Annotated in this window: 20 protein-coding genes; 4 read left to right on the top strand and 16 right to left on the bottom strand. The window is 54.0% G+C overall.

The genetic code is table 11. The annotated features are described in order from the left end of the window. The 4 genes from ORD20_RS07085 (at position 1) to ORD20_RS07070 (ending at position 1897) form a co-directional block, all read left to right on the top strand. Complete coding sequence (locus ORD20_RS07085; RefSeq protein ID WP_103376361.1) at positions 1–204, top strand: capping complex subunit for YIEGIA; 204 nt, start codon at positions 1–3, stop codon at positions 202–204. A gap of 63 nt (positions 205–267) precedes the next feature. After that, positions 268–831 (top strand): nitroreductase family protein, encoded by a 564-nt coding sequence (locus tag ORD20_RS07080; RefSeq protein ID WP_103376362.1) that lies wholly within the window; start codon positions 268–270, stop codon positions 829–831. Between the two features lie 20 nt (positions 832–851). After that, positions 852–1439 (top strand): cob(I)yrinic acid a,c-diamide adenosyltransferase, encoded by a 588-nt coding sequence (locus tag ORD20_RS07075; protein WP_103376363.1) that lies wholly within the window; start codon positions 852–854, stop codon positions 1437–1439. A 104-nt stretch (positions 1440–1543) separates the two neighbouring features. Then, positions 1544–1897: a hypothetical protein gene (locus ORD20_RS07070; protein WP_103376364.1), complete on the top strand. Its 354-nt coding sequence runs from the start codon at positions 1544–1546 to the stop codon at positions 1895–1897. Here ORD20_RS07070 and ORD20_RS07065 read toward each other — a convergent pair. The 16 genes from ORD20_RS07065 to ORD20_RS06990 form a co-directional block, all read right to left on the bottom strand. Then, a complete protein-coding gene (locus tag ORD20_RS07065) occupies positions 1894–2430 on the bottom strand; it encodes a hypothetical protein (protein ID WP_103376365.1) in 537 nt (178 codons plus the stop codon). The genes ORD20_RS07070 and ORD20_RS07065 overlap by 4 nt on opposite strands. Continuing rightward, complete coding sequence (locus ORD20_RS07060; protein ID WP_430626639.1) at positions 2399–4036, bottom strand: hypothetical protein; 1638 nt, start codon at positions 4034–4036, stop codon at positions 2399–2401. The genes ORD20_RS07065 and ORD20_RS07060 overlap by 32 nt, the downstream gene beginning before the upstream one ends. A 14-nt stretch (positions 4037–4050) precedes the next feature. After that, a complete protein-coding gene (locus tag ORD20_RS07055; protein ID WP_430626638.1) occupies positions 4051–4941 on the bottom strand; it encodes a hypothetical protein in 891 nt (296 codons plus the stop codon). A 3-nt stretch (positions 4942–4944) separates the two neighbouring features. Continuing rightward, positions 4945–6765 (bottom strand): translational GTPase TypA, encoded by a 1821-nt coding sequence (gene typA / locus ORD20_RS07050; protein WP_103376367.1) that lies wholly within the window; start codon positions 6763–6765, stop codon positions 4945–4947. A 44-nt stretch (positions 6766–6809) separates the two neighbouring features. Beyond that, entirely contained in the window at positions 6810–8177 is a 1368-nt protein-coding gene (gene murD / locus ORD20_RS07045; RefSeq protein WP_103376368.1) for a UDP-N-acetylmuramoyl-L-alanine--D-glutamate ligase, read from the bottom strand. Further along, positions 8174–9373, bottom strand: coding sequence for a pyridoxal phosphate-dependent aminotransferase (locus ORD20_RS07040; protein WP_369825285.1), 1200 nt, complete (start codon positions 9371–9373; stop codon positions 8174–8176). Before ORD20_RS07040 ends, murD begins: the two co-directional genes overlap by 4 nt. 44 nt (positions 9374–9417) lie before the next feature. Then, positions 9418–10146 carry a creatininase family protein gene (locus tag ORD20_RS07035; RefSeq protein WP_103376369.1) on the bottom strand — a complete coding sequence of 243 codons (729 nt, stop codon included), beginning with the start codon at positions 10144–10146 and terminating at the stop codon, positions 9418–9420. Between the two features lie 56 nt (positions 10147–10202). After that, positions 10203–10460: a spore protein gene (locus ORD20_RS07030; protein ID WP_103376370.1), complete on the bottom strand. Its 258-nt coding sequence runs from the start codon at positions 10458–10460 to the stop codon at positions 10203–10205. Between the two features lie 423 nt (positions 10461–10883). Beyond that, the gene (locus ORD20_RS07025) at positions 10884–11672 is read right to left on the bottom strand and encodes a sulfite exporter TauE/SafE family protein (RefSeq protein WP_103376371.1); all 789 of its coding nucleotides are present in this window, start codon (positions 11670–11672) and stop codon (positions 10884–10886) included. A 51-nt stretch (positions 11673–11723) separates the two neighbouring features. Beyond that, on the bottom strand, positions 11724–12713 hold the full coding sequence (locus ORD20_RS07020; RefSeq protein WP_103376372.1) for a sodium:calcium antiporter: 990 nt from the start codon (positions 12711–12713) through the stop codon (positions 11724–11726). Positions 12714–12770: 57 nt separating this feature from the next. Beyond that, positions 12771–13235 (bottom strand): tRNA (cytidine(34)-2'-O)-methyltransferase, encoded by a 465-nt coding sequence (locus tag ORD20_RS07015; protein WP_103376373.1) that lies wholly within the window; start codon positions 13233–13235, stop codon positions 12771–12773. A 32-nt stretch (positions 13236–13267) separates the two neighbouring features. Continuing rightward, entirely contained in the window at positions 13268–13423 is a 156-nt protein-coding gene (locus ORD20_RS07010) for a hypothetical protein (protein ID WP_173677114.1), read from the bottom strand. Positions 13424–13462: 39 nt separating this feature from the next. Next, positions 13463–14305: an aminotransferase class IV gene (locus tag ORD20_RS07005; protein ID WP_103376374.1), complete on the bottom strand. Its 843-nt coding sequence runs from the start codon at positions 14303–14305 to the stop codon at positions 13463–13465. A 24-nt stretch (positions 14306–14329) separates the two neighbouring features. After that, positions 14330–16054 carry a pyruvate kinase gene (gene pyk, locus ORD20_RS07000; RefSeq protein ID WP_158246356.1) on the bottom strand — a complete coding sequence of 575 codons (1725 nt, stop codon included), beginning with the start codon at positions 16052–16054 and terminating at the stop codon, positions 14330–14332. Between the two features lie 13 nt (positions 16055–16067). Next, positions 16068–16271, bottom strand: coding sequence for a hypothetical protein (locus ORD20_RS06995; RefSeq protein ID WP_103376376.1), 204 nt, complete (start codon positions 16269–16271; stop codon positions 16068–16070). A 96-nt stretch (positions 16272–16367) separates the two neighbouring features. Beyond that, positions 16368–17855 (bottom strand): DHA2 family efflux MFS transporter permease subunit, encoded by a 1488-nt coding sequence (locus ORD20_RS06990; protein WP_103376377.1) that lies wholly within the window; start codon positions 17853–17855, stop codon positions 16368–16370. Positions 17856–17898: the final 43 nt, after the last annotated feature.

Raw genomic sequence — 17898 nt, 5'->3', positions numbered from 1 at the left:
ATGGCTGACGCCCCAACGCCCGTCATGTTTGCGATTGTCACCACTAAAAAGGATTCGGTGACGGGAGGCATGGCTCCCATTTTCATCGCGGAAGATGACCAAGAGCGCGAACGCATCGCCATGTGGATTTCGCGCATTACCAATGCCATCGTGCATGATTTGCACAATGGCACGCTCATTTTAACCGTGAATCAATCCTCGTAGTGGCTCGTGCGGGGCATTTCTGATACCATAAAAAGGTACCCGAGAGGAGCCACGCACTGTCTCATGGAACTTATGGAAGGCCTTTTAACCCGTCGCACCATCCATCTTTTTCGGCCCGGTCCCGTGCCACAGGCCGTGATTGAAGCTATGCTCGAGGCCGCTGTGCAAGCGCCCAATCACCACATGACTCAACCCTGGCGGTTTGTTGTCCTCCAGGGTGACAGTCTTGCCCAATTAGCCCGCATTCGCTACCACGTCGCGTGGCATAAAGCCGTGTCCCAAAATCGTCCGGACCCCGAAAGACTGGCCATGAAAGCCCAAAACGACTATATGGCCGTGCCCGTGATTATCGGCGTCATTCAACAATTGGCTTCGGATCCCCACCGACAAGAAGAAGACTACGCGGCGGTGAGTTGCGCAACGTACGGGATGCTTTTGGCTGCTTGGAGTTTTGGTGTGGGTACCCATTGGGCAACCGGCGGCATTACCCAAGCCCAAGACGCCCGCGCCTTACTTCAGGTACAAGACCATGAGCGTATTACCGGATTTATTCGCGTCGGATATCCGGCGACCGTGCCCGAGGTTCCTCGTGACCCGGCCACCCACCGTACGCTTTGGTTATCATAGCGCGTTAGAAAGGAGCGGCTATGCCTAAAAGTCCCATTTACACCCGAAATGGTGACAACGGAGTTACCCGTCTTAGCACCGGTCAAAAAATCGAGAAACATTCGCAGCGTGTCACGGCGTATGGGACATTATATGAGCTCAACGCCTTTATTGGGCAAGCCCGTGCCCATTTGTCCAACGCCAGACCGGCAAATCCTCCAGCGCCATGGGAAGAACTGGAGCGCTTTTTACATGATTTGCAGCACCGTCTCTTTTTAGTGGGGGCAGACCTCTCCTCCCTTCAAGAGCGGGCCGAAACAGCGAAAACCCCCGCCAGTCTTACGAAACAGTTGGAAGCGTTAGCCGACCTTTTGCGCGACAACACCCCACCCTGGCGGCCTTTTACCATTCCAGAGGGAACGCTCGCGGCCACCAGCTTGTATGTGGCCACCACGGTGTGCCGGCGGGCCGAGCGGGAAATTTGGAGTCTCAACAAAATTGAGCCGGTGGAACACAACGTGATGACCTTTATGAACCGACTCTCCGATGTCCTATTTGCGGCTGGACGTTATGTCAACGCCCAATTAGGTGTCCATGAAGAAGCCACCCGCCAGCCCGATCTCTATTAATAGCCAAAGACGTGGGTATGCCCACGTCTTTGGTTGATTTTGTTTAGCGGTATGACGCCCCCGGTAATTGGCTATACTGCCGATGGCAGGAGGTCATACGTACTATGCTCAAAGCATCAACGACAGTCCACAAAATTATTACCGCCATGATTGTTGTCGCGATCGTATTGCTCGAGACACCAGCGCCTTACGGGCATCAAGGGATTTCTCCGCGCTATTTAAGTGTTGCCCTCGGCGCAGGCCTTATTACCGGCATCCTCGGGGCGTTGGTTGACCGGACGGTCGGCTACCGTCAGGCTTTATTCGAGCGGTTTCTCGTGTGGGGCACCATTACCATGGTGACCGTCTATTTTAGCGGCTTTTTTCTCCCCGGGCTGCACATCTCCACCATCGCCACCGCAATAGCCGCCTTGGCCACGGCCTTGCTCGAAATCTTACTCCCCGCCTCGGCGGCTTAAACCTCAAATAAGGGGAGCGTCCACCGTCCCCGTACTAAGCTAAGCCATAAGAAGGCTAAGCCCAGCCATAACAGGCCCATGAGCCACCAAGGCGCGCCAAACACCATGCCCGCTCCAAATAACACGGAATACCAAGGAATCACGCGCCCGGCCCAAAAGTGAAAACAATGAGTTTCTTTGGCCGCCATGATCGCACTGCCCGCAATCGTTAACGCCCATGCGCCCAATGACCAAAAAGGCCATAGCACTAACCCTAAGACCACCAAACTTCGTACAATCCACCGCCACTGCTTCAGCCACACCAGGAAAGTCCAGCCTGCCACAGCCAGTCCGGCACTGACCAATCCCTGAATCCAAAACATCGCACGCTCGGCCCGCATCAAGGTCGCTACGGCCGCGGCCACCATGGCCAATGCGGTCCATCCCAAACTCATCCGGTACACTTTGTCACGCTTGGCCGGATACGGGGGCATGATAATGCCTGGGGGCGGCGTCAAATGTTTAATCAGTTCCTCGCGTGATATCTTGGCCATCGGTCCACACCCTCTTTGTTTCAATCCGGCGTCCACACCCGGACACCATGGGCAACGCTCGCAGGGCCTGAAGACTCTGCCACGATCCTTGCAGGCGAATCCCGTCCACCCTAAATGCTTTGCCCTGATCATTGCCCACAATCACTGCATGCGGGCCCGGAAAATCGCGCTGCAAAGACTTCAGCTGCCGTTGCCACCATGATACATCTTCTAGGCGTCTGGTGGTACGAATATAAATAGGACCTTGTGCCACCGGCCATTCCATGCCAAATGACTGCACGGCATCCACTTGTTGCAAAGAGGCGTCTTGTTCGGTGTCGAATAAGCTCAGCTGCCCCGTCTTTAGCAATCGTCCCGGTAAACGGCCTAAGGCACCCGAAGCCGAAACTAATTCCGCGATACGAGACTGCGTCACACGGCTAATGCGTTCAAAGGCCTCGGACTTCGACTGAAAGGATTTCCGCTCGCGTTCGGCAATGATGCGCTGAGCCATCTCTGGACTCACTCCGCGAATCAGCGTGAGCCCGGCAACAATTCCTGAAGGCTCGGCCACGAAATCGACATGACTGCGCGTCACGTCCGGCGGCCAAAGCACAATCCCTTGGGATACGGCGCGTTTAGCTTCTTGAGTCAGCTTGTCGACACCAATCGTGGAGAATTCGGCCGCCCAAAATTCCAAGGGATAATGCGCCTTCAAATACGCCATGTAATAACTAAATAACCCATAGGCGGCGGCATGCGATTTGTTAAACCCATAATCCGCAAAGGCCATAATACTGCCCCAAATCTCTCGAATTTCCTGAAGGCTCCACTGTTTGCCTTGCGCTCGCGCAGTAAAGTCGCCTTCCATCTGTGAAAGGGTCGCATGATCTTTTTTGCTAATCGCTCGGCGAAACAAATCCGCCTCAGCCAAGGTATACCCCGCCATGGTCTGCACTAACTGCATTAATTGTTCCTGATAAACCATGACGCCGTACGTGTCATGGCACACGGCCCCAAAAATATCGTGGGGAACGGGTTCTTGCCCGGCCCGCCGCGCCAAGTACGTCCCAATAGCGTCCATGGGACCAGGCCGGTACAGCGCAACGACGTCGATAATCTCCTTGGCATGGCGCGGCTTCATACGCTGCAAGAGTTCGCGCACACCGTGCCCATCCAGTTGAAAGACCGCGTCGGTGTCGCCCCGAGCGAGTAATCCCAATGTCAAGGGGTCCGCCCCATCCACGGTGTTAAAGCCATGCTGGCGGCTGCCTCCTATCCGCACCGCCACACTTAATGCCCGCAAGCCCAGCACATCGAGCTTCAACAGCCCTAGCTTTTCGACCGAGACCATATCCATCTGCGTCACCAAATGGCCGTCCGGTCCTTTGACACATGGCACGAGCTGGGCTAAAGGCCTATCCGACAAGACCACGCCCGCCGCGTGAATCGAGCTATGGCGAGGCAATCCCTCCAAAGCACGGCTCACCCGCCACCAGCGTCCACTTGGTTCAATTGCCAAAGTCCTGGGCTTGAGGTCCCCGGCAATCTCCTCTAAGCGCAGCCCCGGCGTTTGGGGAACGTTTGCCATGACAGCATTCACCTGCGCGGCAGGAATCTGTAGCACCCGCGCCACATCCCTTAAGACAGCACGCGCCCCCAGCGTGCCATAGGTGCCGATTTGCTACGCGCATACTGCACCAAATCTGCCACGATAAGAAAATAGGAAGCATAGCCCATAGAGACAATGATGTTCAGTTCGTGCTGCAAACGCGCCTCATAGGGTTCTTTGGGCGTAGGGTTCCAGGCATCCAGTCCCATTTTGGCTTGATAGACCAATTGCTCTTGGTCCTGGCTTGGGGTTTCCAAGAAAACAGGCAAACGCGCCCGTTCTTGGGGCAACACAGACGGCGGCAGTTCCTGAAACAACAAGGGCCGCCACTCGACAGGATAGGGCGCTAAAACGCTCTGGGGAGAAGACGCGGAGCACGCACCGGGTTGGGGTAGATGCTCGCCCATGTGCATCAAAATCTGGTACGCATCTTCTTCTCTGGCGTGATAGCGGACGGGACACGCGGGAATCCACGGTAATCCATGAGACGCCTGCTCGGGCCGGAGTTCTTCTACTAATCCGCCAAATTTCAAGGCCGTCACCGCCGGCCATAGGCGTTGGTCTTCATAACTGGCGGCCGGCAGCACCAAGAGCAAATGGGGACTAGCCAGGCGATCTAGTTCAGTGGGCACGCCTTCTTGGACCATGGTGCACAGAAGCTGCCATCCGTCAGGGCTTTGGGCATAGAGCATCACATGCAGGTCCGGAGCCAGTGCCACGGTCATACCCAACCATGTTGCCATGTCCAAATGCGCAGCGCGGCGGCTGAACAATTCAGCCGCCGCTAGAGACTGGAAATCCGCCAGCCCCACCGTGCGGTAGCCCAACCGCTTGAGCTCCGCCAATCCTTTATCGATATCCCAACTGGACCGCAATAACGAATACGCGGACCAAATGTTCAGCAGCGGGAAAGACTCCATAGCCTACAACCGCTGAATCTTTTCACGCTTGCGTAGCGTCTTATCCAATGTGGCTTTGCGTAGTCGAACCGATTTCGGTGTAATTTCGACCAACTCATCCGACTTCACATACTCTAGCGCCACATCCAAGGTGAGGGGTCTGGGAGGACTGAGATGGACTCCTTCATCAGACGTCGAGCTCCGCATATTGGTCACGTGCTTCTTTTTGCAGACGTTGAGCTCCAAATCAGTCGGACGGCTATTCTCACCCACGACCATGCCAGCATAAACGGGAGTCCCTGGCCCCACAAACAAAATTCCGCGCTGTTGGGCATTGTCCAAGGCATACGATGTCGTCACGCCAGCCTCGATGGCAACGAGCGCTCCACGAGGCGCTTCTTCGATCGGGCCAGAATACGGCTGATAGCCTTCAAACAAATGATTCATGATCCCATAGCCGCGCGTCTGGTTGACAAAGGCCGTGCGAAACCCTAACAACCCCCGAGCTGGAATAATAAATTCTAAACGGGTCTGGCTCGGCCCGGCTTGGCCCATATGCAACATTTCCGCCTTGCGGGGCCCTAACAATTCCATCACCGGTCCTACGTACTCATCGGGCACGTCCAGATACAAATGCTCAATGGGTTCCATAAGTCCTTCAGGCGTCTGGTGCATGATGACTTCCGGTTTCGAGACTTCCATTTCATACCCTTCACGGCGCATCTGCTCCAACAAAATGCCTAAATGGAGTTCACCACGTCCAGACACCCGAAACACTTCCGCATCCTCAGTCTCTTCCACGCGCAAGGCCACATTGCGCTCTTGTTCACGCATCAAGCGGTCGCGCAGATGCCGTGACGTGACGTACTGGCCTTCTTGTCCGGCGAAGGGACTGGTATTGACGCCAATTAAGATGGTGAGAGTAGGCTCATCCACCACAATCGGCGGGAGCGGTGCTGGGTTATCCGGATCGGTAATGGTTTCTCCAATGTTGACATCAGGAATTCCAGCCAGCGTCACGATATCGCCCATCCGTGCCGATTCCAACTCTATGCGTTTGAGCCCTAAACGGCCAAATATTTTGCTGAGCCGCGCCCGCCTGACCGCGCCATCATGGTCCACCACACCGACGGTTTGATTCAGCGATACTTGCCCTTGGGTGATGCGTCCAATCGCCATCCGTCCCAAATAATCATCGTGATCTAACGTGGTGACCAAAATTTGCAAGGGGGCGGTGTCATCCCCCACGGGAAACGGAATTTCTTGCACAATCGTATCAAACAGCGGTTTAAGGGATCCATCGGGCAAAATCACCGGTTCGAGAGACGCAATTCCCTGTTTGGCTGACGCGTAGAGCACCGGGAATTCCAATTGCTCATCAGTGGCTTCCAAATCAATAAACAATTCTAAGACCTGGTCAATGACTTCATGGGGCCTAGCCCCCTCCCGGTCCATCTTATTCAACACCACAATCGGCTTAATCCCAGCTTTGAGCGCTTTTTGCAGCACATAACGGGTTTGGGGCATCGGCCCTTCATTGGCATCGACCACCAATAACGCTCCATCCACCATGCTTAGAATCCGCTCGACCTCGCCGCCAAAGTCAGCGTGCCCAGGTGTGTCGACAATGTTAATGGTGATGTCTTCATATTTAATGGCCGTCGTTTTCGACAAAATGGTAATCCCGCGTTCCCGTTCGAGGTCATTCGAATCCATCACGCGGTCGGTCATTTGACTCGGGTCCCGAAAAATTCCACTTTGCCGCAACATGGCATCGACCAAGGTCGTCTTTCCATGGTCCACGTGGGCAATAATGGCTATATTGCGTATATCTCGCCGTTCCAACTTGCTAAGCCCTCCTGATCGAATGCTTTGGACGCCTGTAGAATCTAGAGGCTTTCCACAATTTCACGAAATCGTCGTCCGCGTTCCTCAAAGTTGTTGAACATATCATAACTAGCTGACGCCGGCGACAGCAAAACCGTATCTCCTGGTTTGGCCACGCGGCGCGCTTCCCGTATCGCATCGTCAAACGTCGCGGCACGAATAACTGCTATTGTACTATAACGAGCCACAGCTTGCGCAATTTTCTCCTGCGTTTGCCCTAACACCACCACGTGATGCACGGTACTGTGCGCAATCGCCTGCCCAAGCGCATCATAATCCAGATGCTTGTCATAACCGCCCGCAATCAGCACGAGCGGACTCGATAACGCTTTTAATGCCGCCATGGTGCGGTCGGGGGCTGTGGCAATCGAGTCATTAATATACAAAATGTTATCATGTTCGCGCACTTTTTCCAAACGGTGTGGCACCCCTGAAAAACCCGCAATGGTGTCGGCCAGCGCTTGACTATCTCCGCCCGCCATTTTTACGGTGGCCACGGCGGCCAAAACATTAAGCACATTATGCGCACCGGGTAAGCGCACCTGGTCTACGGCCACAATGGGTTGCACCTGCCCATGGACATCGCGGTACATGATCGTATCATTATCAATGAAGCTTCCGGTTTGTTGGTGATCCTGGAATGCAAAGAACACCAACTGGCCCGCATATTGCGTAAGCAGCGGGGTAACGGCCGGATCGTGATAAGGAACGACCGTCCATCCATTTGGACCCTGAAAACGGAAAATGTGCGATTTAGCGGCCCCATACGCTTGCATCGACTCGTGGATATCTAAATGGTTAGGAGACAGATTTAAAAAGGCCGCGCCATGTGGACTATGCTCCACCAATTCGAGTTGAAAACTTGATAGTTCCATCACAACCCAACTCTGGGGAGTAATCTGCGCCAAATCCCCTAAAAGGGAGCGTCCAATATTGCCACCCACAAACACCGGATGACGTCCATCGGTCTTCAGCGCTTCACCTACCAGGGTCGTTGTGGTCGTCTTTCCTGCAGAACCGGTAATGCCGATAACAGGGGCGGGACACTGCGCCAAAAATAGGTCCGTTTCGCAAGTGATGCGAGCGCCTTGGGCACGCAAAGCCTCGATCGGAGCAAGCGTCTTCTTCATACCCGGTGTGAGATAGACGACATCAGGATGCTCTGCTTGAGCCAGACGGTCTAAGTAATCGGGTCCAGCATACAAGGCCTGGGGTTCGCCTAAATGACGCTCTGCAATCGTACGAGCTAGCTCCTCCGCGGGCTTTTTGTCCGCCACTACGACCTTATAGCCATGCTCCTGCAAAAATGGGAGGAGGGGCTGGTTATTGATTCCCAGCCCCACCACCGCGGCGACAGGTTGTCGGCTCATCGAGCCTCCTCCAACAATGCCGCCATACGGTCGAGCCCTGTTTCGATCCGTTCCATGGATGTGGCATAAGACATCCGGAAATAATTGGGCATACCAAACCCAGACCCTGGCACGACGGCAACATCGGCCAGTTCTAGCCAAGCCAGCGCCAAGTCGTCGGCATTTTGCACCAAACGCCCGCGAATCGTTTCGCCAACCCAGCCTTCCATGTTTACCCATACATAAAAGGCTCCTTGGGGGGTGGCTACGCTCAGCTTGGGCATCGTGTTTAGGCGTCCAACAATATAACGCCGCCGTCTGTCAAATTCCCGCTGCATCACCGTCACGGCTTCTTGCGGCCCGGTCAAGGCTTCCAATGCCGCATACTGGGAAATCGTGGAGGGATTGGAGGTAGACTGCGACTGCAACGAGGACATCGCTTTGATAATATGTTTGGGACCCGCGGCATAACCAATACGCCAGCCGGTCATGGCATACGATTTGGAGACTCCGTTAATCAAAATCGTCCGGTCTTTCATTCCATCAAATTTGGCGATTGAGGCATGCACCGCATCATCATAAATCAATCGGTTGTAGATTTCATCGGAAATCACCCACAAATCATGATCGATGACAAAACGGGCAATATCCTCCAAGACGGACGGGCGAATGACGGCTCCTGAGGGGTTGCTCGGCGAATTTAGAATCAATCCCTTAGAACGCGACGTCACAGCCGCGGCTAGGTCATCGACCCGCAATTCGCCTTCGTGCGAGGGCGCAATGGGCACATACTCGACGGTTCCTTCCGCCAACGTAATTTGTTCGGGATAGGTGACCCAATAAGGGACTGGCAGAAGCACCCCATCTTGTGGGTTGATGAGGGCCATGGTGGCGTTGTAAAGAGAATGTTTGGCGCCAACCGATACCAAGATTTCTTCATTGGTGTATTGCACGCCGGTATCAGCATAAATCCGCTCACAAATGGCCGATTTTAATGCTTCAATCCCACCGACCGCAGTATAACGCGTATGACCGTGATTAATCGCCTTGATGCCGGCATCGCGGATATTTTCTGGCGTATCGAAATCGGGTTCGCCTGCGCCGAAGTTCACCACATCCCGCCCTTGCGCTAATAACGCCTTGGCCTTGGAGTCAATGGCCATTGTCGGTGACGGTTTCAATTCCTGAACCCGCTTTGATAAAGATACTGCACTCACTATGACTGCCTCCTCCACAACGTCCCTTGAGCATTAACGCTCCTTTATAGCGTACGATCAAAAAGCTGATCATTCCATAAATCTTGCAACAGCTGCCGCAATTGATCCGTGACGAGCGAAATGATGTCGTCGCCTTTGGCGCGGGTTGCAGGCCGACCATCTCCCGTCGTCGCGTGCCGGAGACTTTTGTCAGTCAAGCCTGGACCTTTCATCCGGTAGCGAGCGCGAAAGGGATTAAACGATGCATCTTCCATGTGAACGAGGTCCGGCCGAATCGCCAACATCACGGAGGTTTCATCCTCCCCCGCATGACCTTGGCCAGTCGTGATCGTCAAGATTTGCTCACGGTAGTCCAACCACCAGTTCACCAAGATGACCGTCACTTGCTCGGCGGCAATGGCTTCCATTGCCTGTTGCAGGGCGGAGATATTCCCCCCATGGCCATTAAGTAAAATGAGGTGTTTAATGCCCCAATTTGCCGCCCCAATCCCAATCTCTTCGACATAACGGCGAAAGGTATCGGCCGATACAGAAATCGTGCCGGGCCACTCGGCTAATTCCTGCGTATGTCCGTATGGCACAGGCGGGAGAATTAACACCCGGTCCGGAAATTCGGATTCGATGCGCTCCGCAAAATGCCATGGCGCCATGTTATCTGTCCCTAGGGGACAGTGTTGTCCATGAGCCTCTACGCTGCCGGTCGGAAGGATTGCCGTCGTGATACGGCCAATGGTATCACGAAAATGTTTCGTCGTTAAATTGTCCCAATACATATCCTTCTGCCTTTCTCTGATCATGCGGACCCTGCCTGGCAATGGGAACTTGGCGGCTATTCGGTGGACGCGGCCGTCTGTGTTTTTTTCTCTACGAGACCTCTTTCACGCGCCATCTGGCTCACTACAGCGCCGATAGCCCCGGTTTCCTTGGAAGACAATCCGCCCCAGCCCAGTTCTTCCACTTTCGTGATAAGGTCCAGCTTGCGAGCCGCTTCCCACTTTAGAGCCATTCGCTCTGCGGCCCGTGGATCAATGCGAGACTCTTTTTTCAGTTTACCAGGTTGGTCGGCGCTACGGGATCCTTTTGGCATGAGATTCCCTGCCTTTCTTAATATATGTCAACGAGTCACTAGCTGAGCTTACGCTCAGGCATCCCCCTTTTGGGCGCCGTAATCCGTCGGTTTCCTCATATTTTGGCATTAGACACGTCTGGAACCCTAGGGTCGTACTGCGCTCGCTTAGGATTAGACACTCTTGCCATGGTGCTATGCTTTGTATTCGAGTCTTTAAATAAATGGAATGAAGCCTCATCCGTGCCCCTTTCCTAGCGATTCGTATATAGATGATTTTGCCAGTTTGCCCCATAAACAGCCCTATTCATACGTCAAAACTTACGACGCCTCCATGCTTCCACCTAAGAAGCCTTTAAGCATTGCGGCAGCCCATGGGCTTAGGCTGCTTAGATAGCGTAAGCTATCCTTCGTCTTGGTTCCCTCAGAAGCCCCCTCCACCGTTTAAAAGATTTTTGGTGCCATCCACAACGCGGCCACAATTAAAATTCCTCCCATGATCCCGGCTTGCACACGTTCAGGAACTTTTTGGACAAACCGTGCCATTGTATAGCCCGATATCATGGACACACCGCCTAACAGTACGGCCGGCCCCCACGCTATCTCAGAACGCCAGACGTAAGCGCCCACGCCACTGGCAGCCGAAACCGCCATAATGACAATCGCGGTCCCCACGGCCGTTCGCAGAGGCATCCCCAGTCCATAAATGAGCACGAGGAGATAGAGCACACCGCCAGAAGCGCCAATCAGACCCGTGACGGTGCCAACCGCTAAACCTGCCGCCAATACCCCCAGTGCCTGCCCACCTCGCCTCGTGGGACGCTCTTTTTGGCCTTGCGCCCCGGGTTCAGGCATCAGTGGAATGTTACGCCACCCGTGCTGCAAAAAATTGACGCCCATGAATAAGAGGGCAACCACAAAAATCGCCGTAAGCCACCAGGTGGGTAGGACATGAGAAAGCATAGCCCCAAGCTGCGGGCCCAAAATGGCCCCTCCTAAAAGCGGCCACGCATTGCCAAGATCGACCGCGCGGTTTCTCGCATAACCTACGGCTACCATGATCGATGTCAAGACATCGACTGCTAGGCTCGATCCGACAGCCATACGCACGGGCGTATGCCAAACTTGTGTCAAAAAAGGCACGACAATGACAAAGGCACTGCCGCCCGAAAATCCAGTCAGCGCCCCCGTCAAGATGCCTACCACGCTCAGCAAAAGCCATTGCGCGAACATCGTCTCACCTCGTTGCTTTGCCTTTCTCTACTATACAACGAGGATATGAACTTAACGGGCTGTCATGGCAATCACCATGCCGATATACAGGACGTAAAAGAGGCCTGCTGCAATCAGTTCGGAGACCATAAGAGGACCTTGCCGACTTCTCAACCAAATCCATAACGCCGCAAGCCATGTGACAATGCCCGTCAGCAATTCGAGCGCATCGAGGTGCCATGGTGTAAGTCCAATGCCTAACGCGGGCACAACACTGGACTGAAAGGCCATGGCCCCCGTGACATTGCCAACGGCCAACGTATCCTTATGCCGGCGAATCCAAATCACACTGTTGAGCACTTCAGGCAACTCCGTGGCCACGGGCGTCACAATTACCGCCAGCAAAAAAGCAGACAGATGAATAATTCCTGTCATCCCATCAAGGGCTGTCACAAAAAAATGCGCACCAATAATCAACCCCAATAGTGCCAAGACGACCTGCAATAGCGCTAACCAGAGCGGGGGATCAGGCCGGGTCGACAAGCGTAAACCTTGACTCGGATGAGACGCAGGGCCTTTCGCCTCACCGCCTCCTTTAACCAAGGCCACAGCATGAAAGGCGTAAAGTCCTAAAAGTCCTACGGCGAGATATGGATGCCACGGGCCAGGCAAAAGGCTGGCGACAATCGCCAGCCCGAATGCGACCAGAAAAAAGGCTAAGTCAGCCGTCATATGACTGCCATTTTCGACCGTTAACGACTGACGTCCTGCCCACAAAAGGCCCGCCCCAATCACCAAAAATCCCACCGTGGACAACATAAAAGGAGCCCCTAAAATCGCGCCCAACCCAATTGAGTTTTCGCTGGTCCCTTGTCCAAACAATATGGCGATAACAGGGACTAAGGTCTCTGGCAACGCGGTCCCCAATGCCGCCAATAATGAGCCAACGGCTCCTTCATCCAAATGAAGGCGAAACCCAACCCACTCAATGCCGTTCGTAAAATAGTCGGCGGATAAAACAATTAGGACCATGCCACTCAGCGTAATAAGCAATAACGACATCAATACGTCCCCCGTGTCCCAGCCAGTTAATCCATTATATGGGCTGGCCGTGCTCCGCTATTCATGAGCCAGCCAAAAGTTCTGCTGTCTAAGGGCTTCGTAAACGACAATCGCCACACTGTTGGCTAAGTTTAAGGAGCGTACCCGGCTGTCCATGGGAATCACATAAAAGGCGTCCGGATAGCGTTCCATTAAGTATGATGGTAAACCGGTGGATTCCCGGCCAAATACCAAGACCGCATCCGGTCCGTATTGCGGCGCCGTATATAACTTCTGGCTGTGCGAAGAGAAATAATACCAATGAGCGGGGTCGCCCAACTGATCGACCACGCTTTGCCAATCGGGGTGTACCTGCATGTCGACAAAGTCCCAGTAATCCACCCCGGCCCGTTTCAAATACCGATCACTCACCGAAAATCCTAGCGGTTCCACCAAATGCAGATGGGTACGGGTTGCTGCGCACGTGCGCGCAATATTTCCCGTATTCGGAGGAATTTCCGGCTCTACCAACACCACATGCACCGACCGGCCCTCCTATTGTTTAACATTTGCGGTCAAGAACGACCACTATAATAGTCAATTTGGCGAAATTCCATATAAAGTTCCGCCAATCGTCCGAGCAGATCTGCCTGATCCAGTTCCCGCAAAACATCTGCCAACGCCAAGAAATAGCCGCGGGCCTCATCTGCCAAAAGATCACTGTTTTGCATAATGTCACCTCTGACAGGCAGTCTGCCCCGAAAATGGCCTTATGATACGACGCCCGCGCGGCTCCATAGCGCATCCAAGAGCATGCGGGCGATGGGGCCCGCTTGGCCTGTTCCAATCAGGTGGCCATCAACCTTGGTAACCGGCAATACTTCCGTCGTGGTCCCTGTTAAAAAGACCTCATCAGCCGCTTTTAAAGCCTCCACCGAAAAAGGCTGCTGCACCACTGGAAGCTGAAGGCGCTGGGCCTCTTCGAGAAGGACTTCCCGCGTAATTCCGGGCAAGATATAGTTTGTCACCGGCGCCGTCATCAGTTGGCCATTTTGGGCAATAAACACATTGGAACTGGTGGCTTCGGTCACCATCCCATCGCGCACAAAGATGGCATCAAACAGTCCTTGACGGTGCGCTTGTTCCTTGGCTAACACATTGGGCAAAAGCCCAATGGTCTTAATCCAGACTTTGGCCCAGCGATCGTCATAAGTGGTCATCACGCTGACTCCGTCATGCCATGCGTCCATATTGCGAGCAGGCACGGGCCGTATCCACATTAACACCGTCGGCTTCGTGCCGTCGGGCGGGAACGCGTGAGCCCTAGGATAAGCCCCGCGGGTAATTTCCAGATACAAAGCCCCATCGGCTTCCGGAAATTGCTCTAACAAACGATCGGCGCCTTGGGTAATAGCCGCCAAGTCAACGCCGGGCAACGCAATACCGCGCAAAGACCGCTCAAGCCGAGCCATATGCCGTGACCATTCAAAGAATTGATGGTGATAGACGCGCACGACCTCGTACACCCCATCGCCGAATAAAAATCCACGGTCGTCAAATGAAATCCGCACGGCGCTTTCGTCGACAAGCGCTCCATTCCAATAGACTTGCACGATGTGGGTCCCTTCCTTCGTGTCTTAGGTTTGTGCCCGGCCTTTATAGATTACACCGCGCAAGGGGTCTAACGTGACAATCTGTCCCTCAGCCCATCGTGTTCGCGCATTTTTGACGCCCACAACGGCGGGAATTCCCAACGTGACCGCCACCACGGCAATATCCGAGGTGCGACCGTCTCGTTCGGCGATTATCGCCGCCGCTTTTTCAAAAAAGGCGTGTTGGTCGGGCGTATAGTCCACGGCCACAGCAATATACGGTTCATCACGCGGTGGCGGGTTAGCCCCGGGATAACGCACGGGGGCCGTAACGGGGTGCCCATAGCCAAGGCCCATGCCCACGACTTCGGGGCGCGATACCGTCTCCACCCGCACCAAGTTGGTTGTACCGGGAATGCCCGCGGGAACCCCCGCGGTGAAAATGACTAAATCGCCATCTTGCACATACCCGCGGTCTGCTGATTCTCCAATGGCCGTAGCCGCCATATCTGAAGCGCCATCGACACCCGGAGAATGCAAGGAGTAGACCCCCCACGAAATTTGCAATTGACGCGCTACCTTCAGATTCGCCGATAACGCAATAATCGGCACTTCGGGGCGGGCCCGGCTGACCATCCGCGCGGTATAGCCCGTTGAGGTCACCGTAATGATGGCTCGTGCCCCCAAACTTTCCGCCATTTCGGCGCTAGCTTGACTGACCGCATCGGCAACCCGTGCCACGGTATGCACGCCATGACTGACGTATTCCGGGCGGTCATCAGCGTCTTCGGCAATCTTCGCCATCATTTTAACCGATTCCACCGGGTACGCCCCGGAGGCGGTTTCGGCCGACAACATCACGCTATCTGATCCATCCCAAATCGCGTGGGCGACATCGGACACTTCAGCCCGTGTGGGACGCGGGGCATGCGTCATCGACTCAAGCATTTGTGTGGCAGTGACGACGGGAATGCCTAAGCGGTTAGCATGCGTAATGATTTCTTTTTGAAGCCAAGGCACCCGTTCAGGCGGTAATTCGACGCCGAGGTCGCCGCGAGCCACCATCACGCCATCGGACAACGCCAGAATTTCTTTAAGATTGTCGACCCCAGCCCGGTTTTCAATTTTGCTAATAAGAAACACGCCGCTATTATAATTTTCGAAAAATTTTCGGATTGTTAAAACGTCTTCCGCGGAGCGGATAAAGGACGCTGCCACGAAATCGATGTCTTCCTCAATGCCCATGCGCAAGGCTGCTTGATCAACATCCCCCAAAATATCCAAAGGCCACGTCAAATCTGGGGAGCTAATCTTCTTGCGGCTTTGCAATGTGCCGCCGACAACCACTTCGCAACGCAACGTCAGCCCTTTTTGGTCAATGCAGCGCATAACAATATTGCCGTCATCAATCCACAAAATTTGTCCCGGTTTAACCAACTGATAAATCCCTTCCCAATTGACAGACGCCGAAAGGCCTGTGACGTCATCCTCTTGAGTCAAGAAAAATTCATCATGCTCATGCAAAAGGAGCGGAGCAGGCAAATCCCCTAGGCGTACTTCAGGGCCCCGGGTATCGAGCATAATGCCGGTATAGCGCCCTAACTCTTGGGAAATCTGGCGAATCTGATGAATTCTTTGCCGGTGGGTTTCAACATCCCCATGGGATAAGTTTAAACGGGCGACATCCATTCCGGCTTCAATCATAGCCCGTAGCACCTCTGGATGGTCACAGGCAGGACCAATGGTCGCAACAATCTTTGTTCGTCTCACGCAATATCTCCTTTTACCGCAATCGTCCCAAATGTTCGGCAATTAACTCGGTAGCTTCTTCCGCCTCGCCCTCAGGTACCTGCACTTCAATGGTGCCGCGGTCATTTTCATCAAGTTCAACAATTTTCAAGGTGACAAGGAAGCTTTCTTGTTCCAAAAGCGCTTGCACACGTTCCGCAATCGCTTTGGTAGGTGCAATATATACGACCGTCCACATTATATAGCCTCCCGAAGAGTAGGTCATCTAGGGTAAGAATACAATGAACGGCCCGCACTCACAACTGCAAGCCGTTCATTAAATAGACAAAAATTCCTACCATTCGAGCGGCATGCTCTCATGTTTCGACGAATCTTTCTCTGCCACGCGGAATAACGACAACAAAGCGGCTAATAAAGACAAGGCCACTAAGACATACAGTGAATATCGGGTCGACGGAATCCACGGTCCTTTGGGTCCGCCGGCTTTCTCCACCCCGCCGTGGGCTATCAGGACCACAGCCATAATGGTACCGGATAACGCCGTGCCCATCGCCATGCCTAAGGACCGGGCCATATTTAAGATACCGCCGCCCACTCCCAAGCGTGAACTCGGCAAGCTGCCCATGACCGAGGAATTGTTGGGCGGCGTAAACACCCCTAATCCAACTCCCACCAAAACCAATTCAATCACCATCATCACCACACTGGGATGAAGGCTTAACGTCCACGCCAATAACAAGCTAGCTAGTCCCGTAAGCGCCATGCCGCTTGTCGTTAAAAGTCGGGGCCCATACCGGTCCGCCATCGCCCCGGCTTTCGGCGCTGCCACCGTCATCCCTAAGGGCACGGCGGTTAAAATCAACCCGGTGACGGCTGAATTGAAGGTCAAAACACGTTCAAAGAAAAACGGCATGAGAAACAGCACGCCAAACATCGCGAGATATGACAACAAACCGGTGAAGTTGCCGACACTAAACACCCAAATCTTGAAAAGACGCATGTCGACCAAGGGTGCGCGGAAAGACAATTCCCGAAAAATAAACCCGACAAGCAACAGTCCCGAGGCGGCAAACATACCCAATATCGTAGGCGACGTCCACCCCCACGAGTTCCCTTCCGTCAAGGCCATCATGAGCAACACCAAGAAGGGGGTCATAAGCGCCGTGCCCCACCAGTCAAACGTCGTCTTGTGTCCCGACAGCTTATCTTTCGGCAAAATCGCGGCGGCCATCAATGTTCCAATGAGCCCCACCGGCACATTGACATAAAAAATAGCCCGCCACCCGAAGAGTCCAATCAATCCTCCTCCGATAGCTGGCCCTAACGACAAACCAATGGCCTGCGCTGATCCTTGAAACCCAATGGCACGTCCCCTAACTGATGCGGGGACCGTCGCCGTGATAATGGCCACCGAATTGGCTTGCAACATCGCGGCGCCTGCCGCTTGAAAGACACGAGAGACAATCAACATGGGCAAATTGATAGCCGCGCCGCACGCAGCCGAGCCAATAATAAAGACCAAGAAACCAAACGTATATAAGGGCCGTCGCCCCATCATGTCTGCTAAGCGGCCAAATAACGTTAAAAGCGTGGCCAACGTCAGCAGATACGCAATTAATACCCAACTCACCAACGAAGCACTGGCATGAAAATAGGTGCTCAAATCGGGCAATGCGACATTGACGATACTGGCATCCACTGCCGCCATGAACGCTCCAATACACACGGTTGCAACCACTAACCAAATATAATTGTCGCGGGACGTATACCTTTCGAGAGGCAACGAGTGCCAAATTCCTCGGATCCCCGTCGCTCGTGCCACTGTCGCACCTCCATTTTGTGAATATTTTCTCAAATAGCCCGAT

The organism is Sulfobacillus thermotolerans, from assembly GCF_039623705.1.
Taxonomy (GTDB): Bacteria; Bacillota; Sulfobacillia; order Sulfobacillales; family Sulfobacillaceae; genus Sulfobacillus; species Sulfobacillus thermotolerans.
The sequence above is the reverse complement of the archived record's forward strand: the minus strand, read 5'-3'. Positions and strand labels throughout refer to the sequence as shown.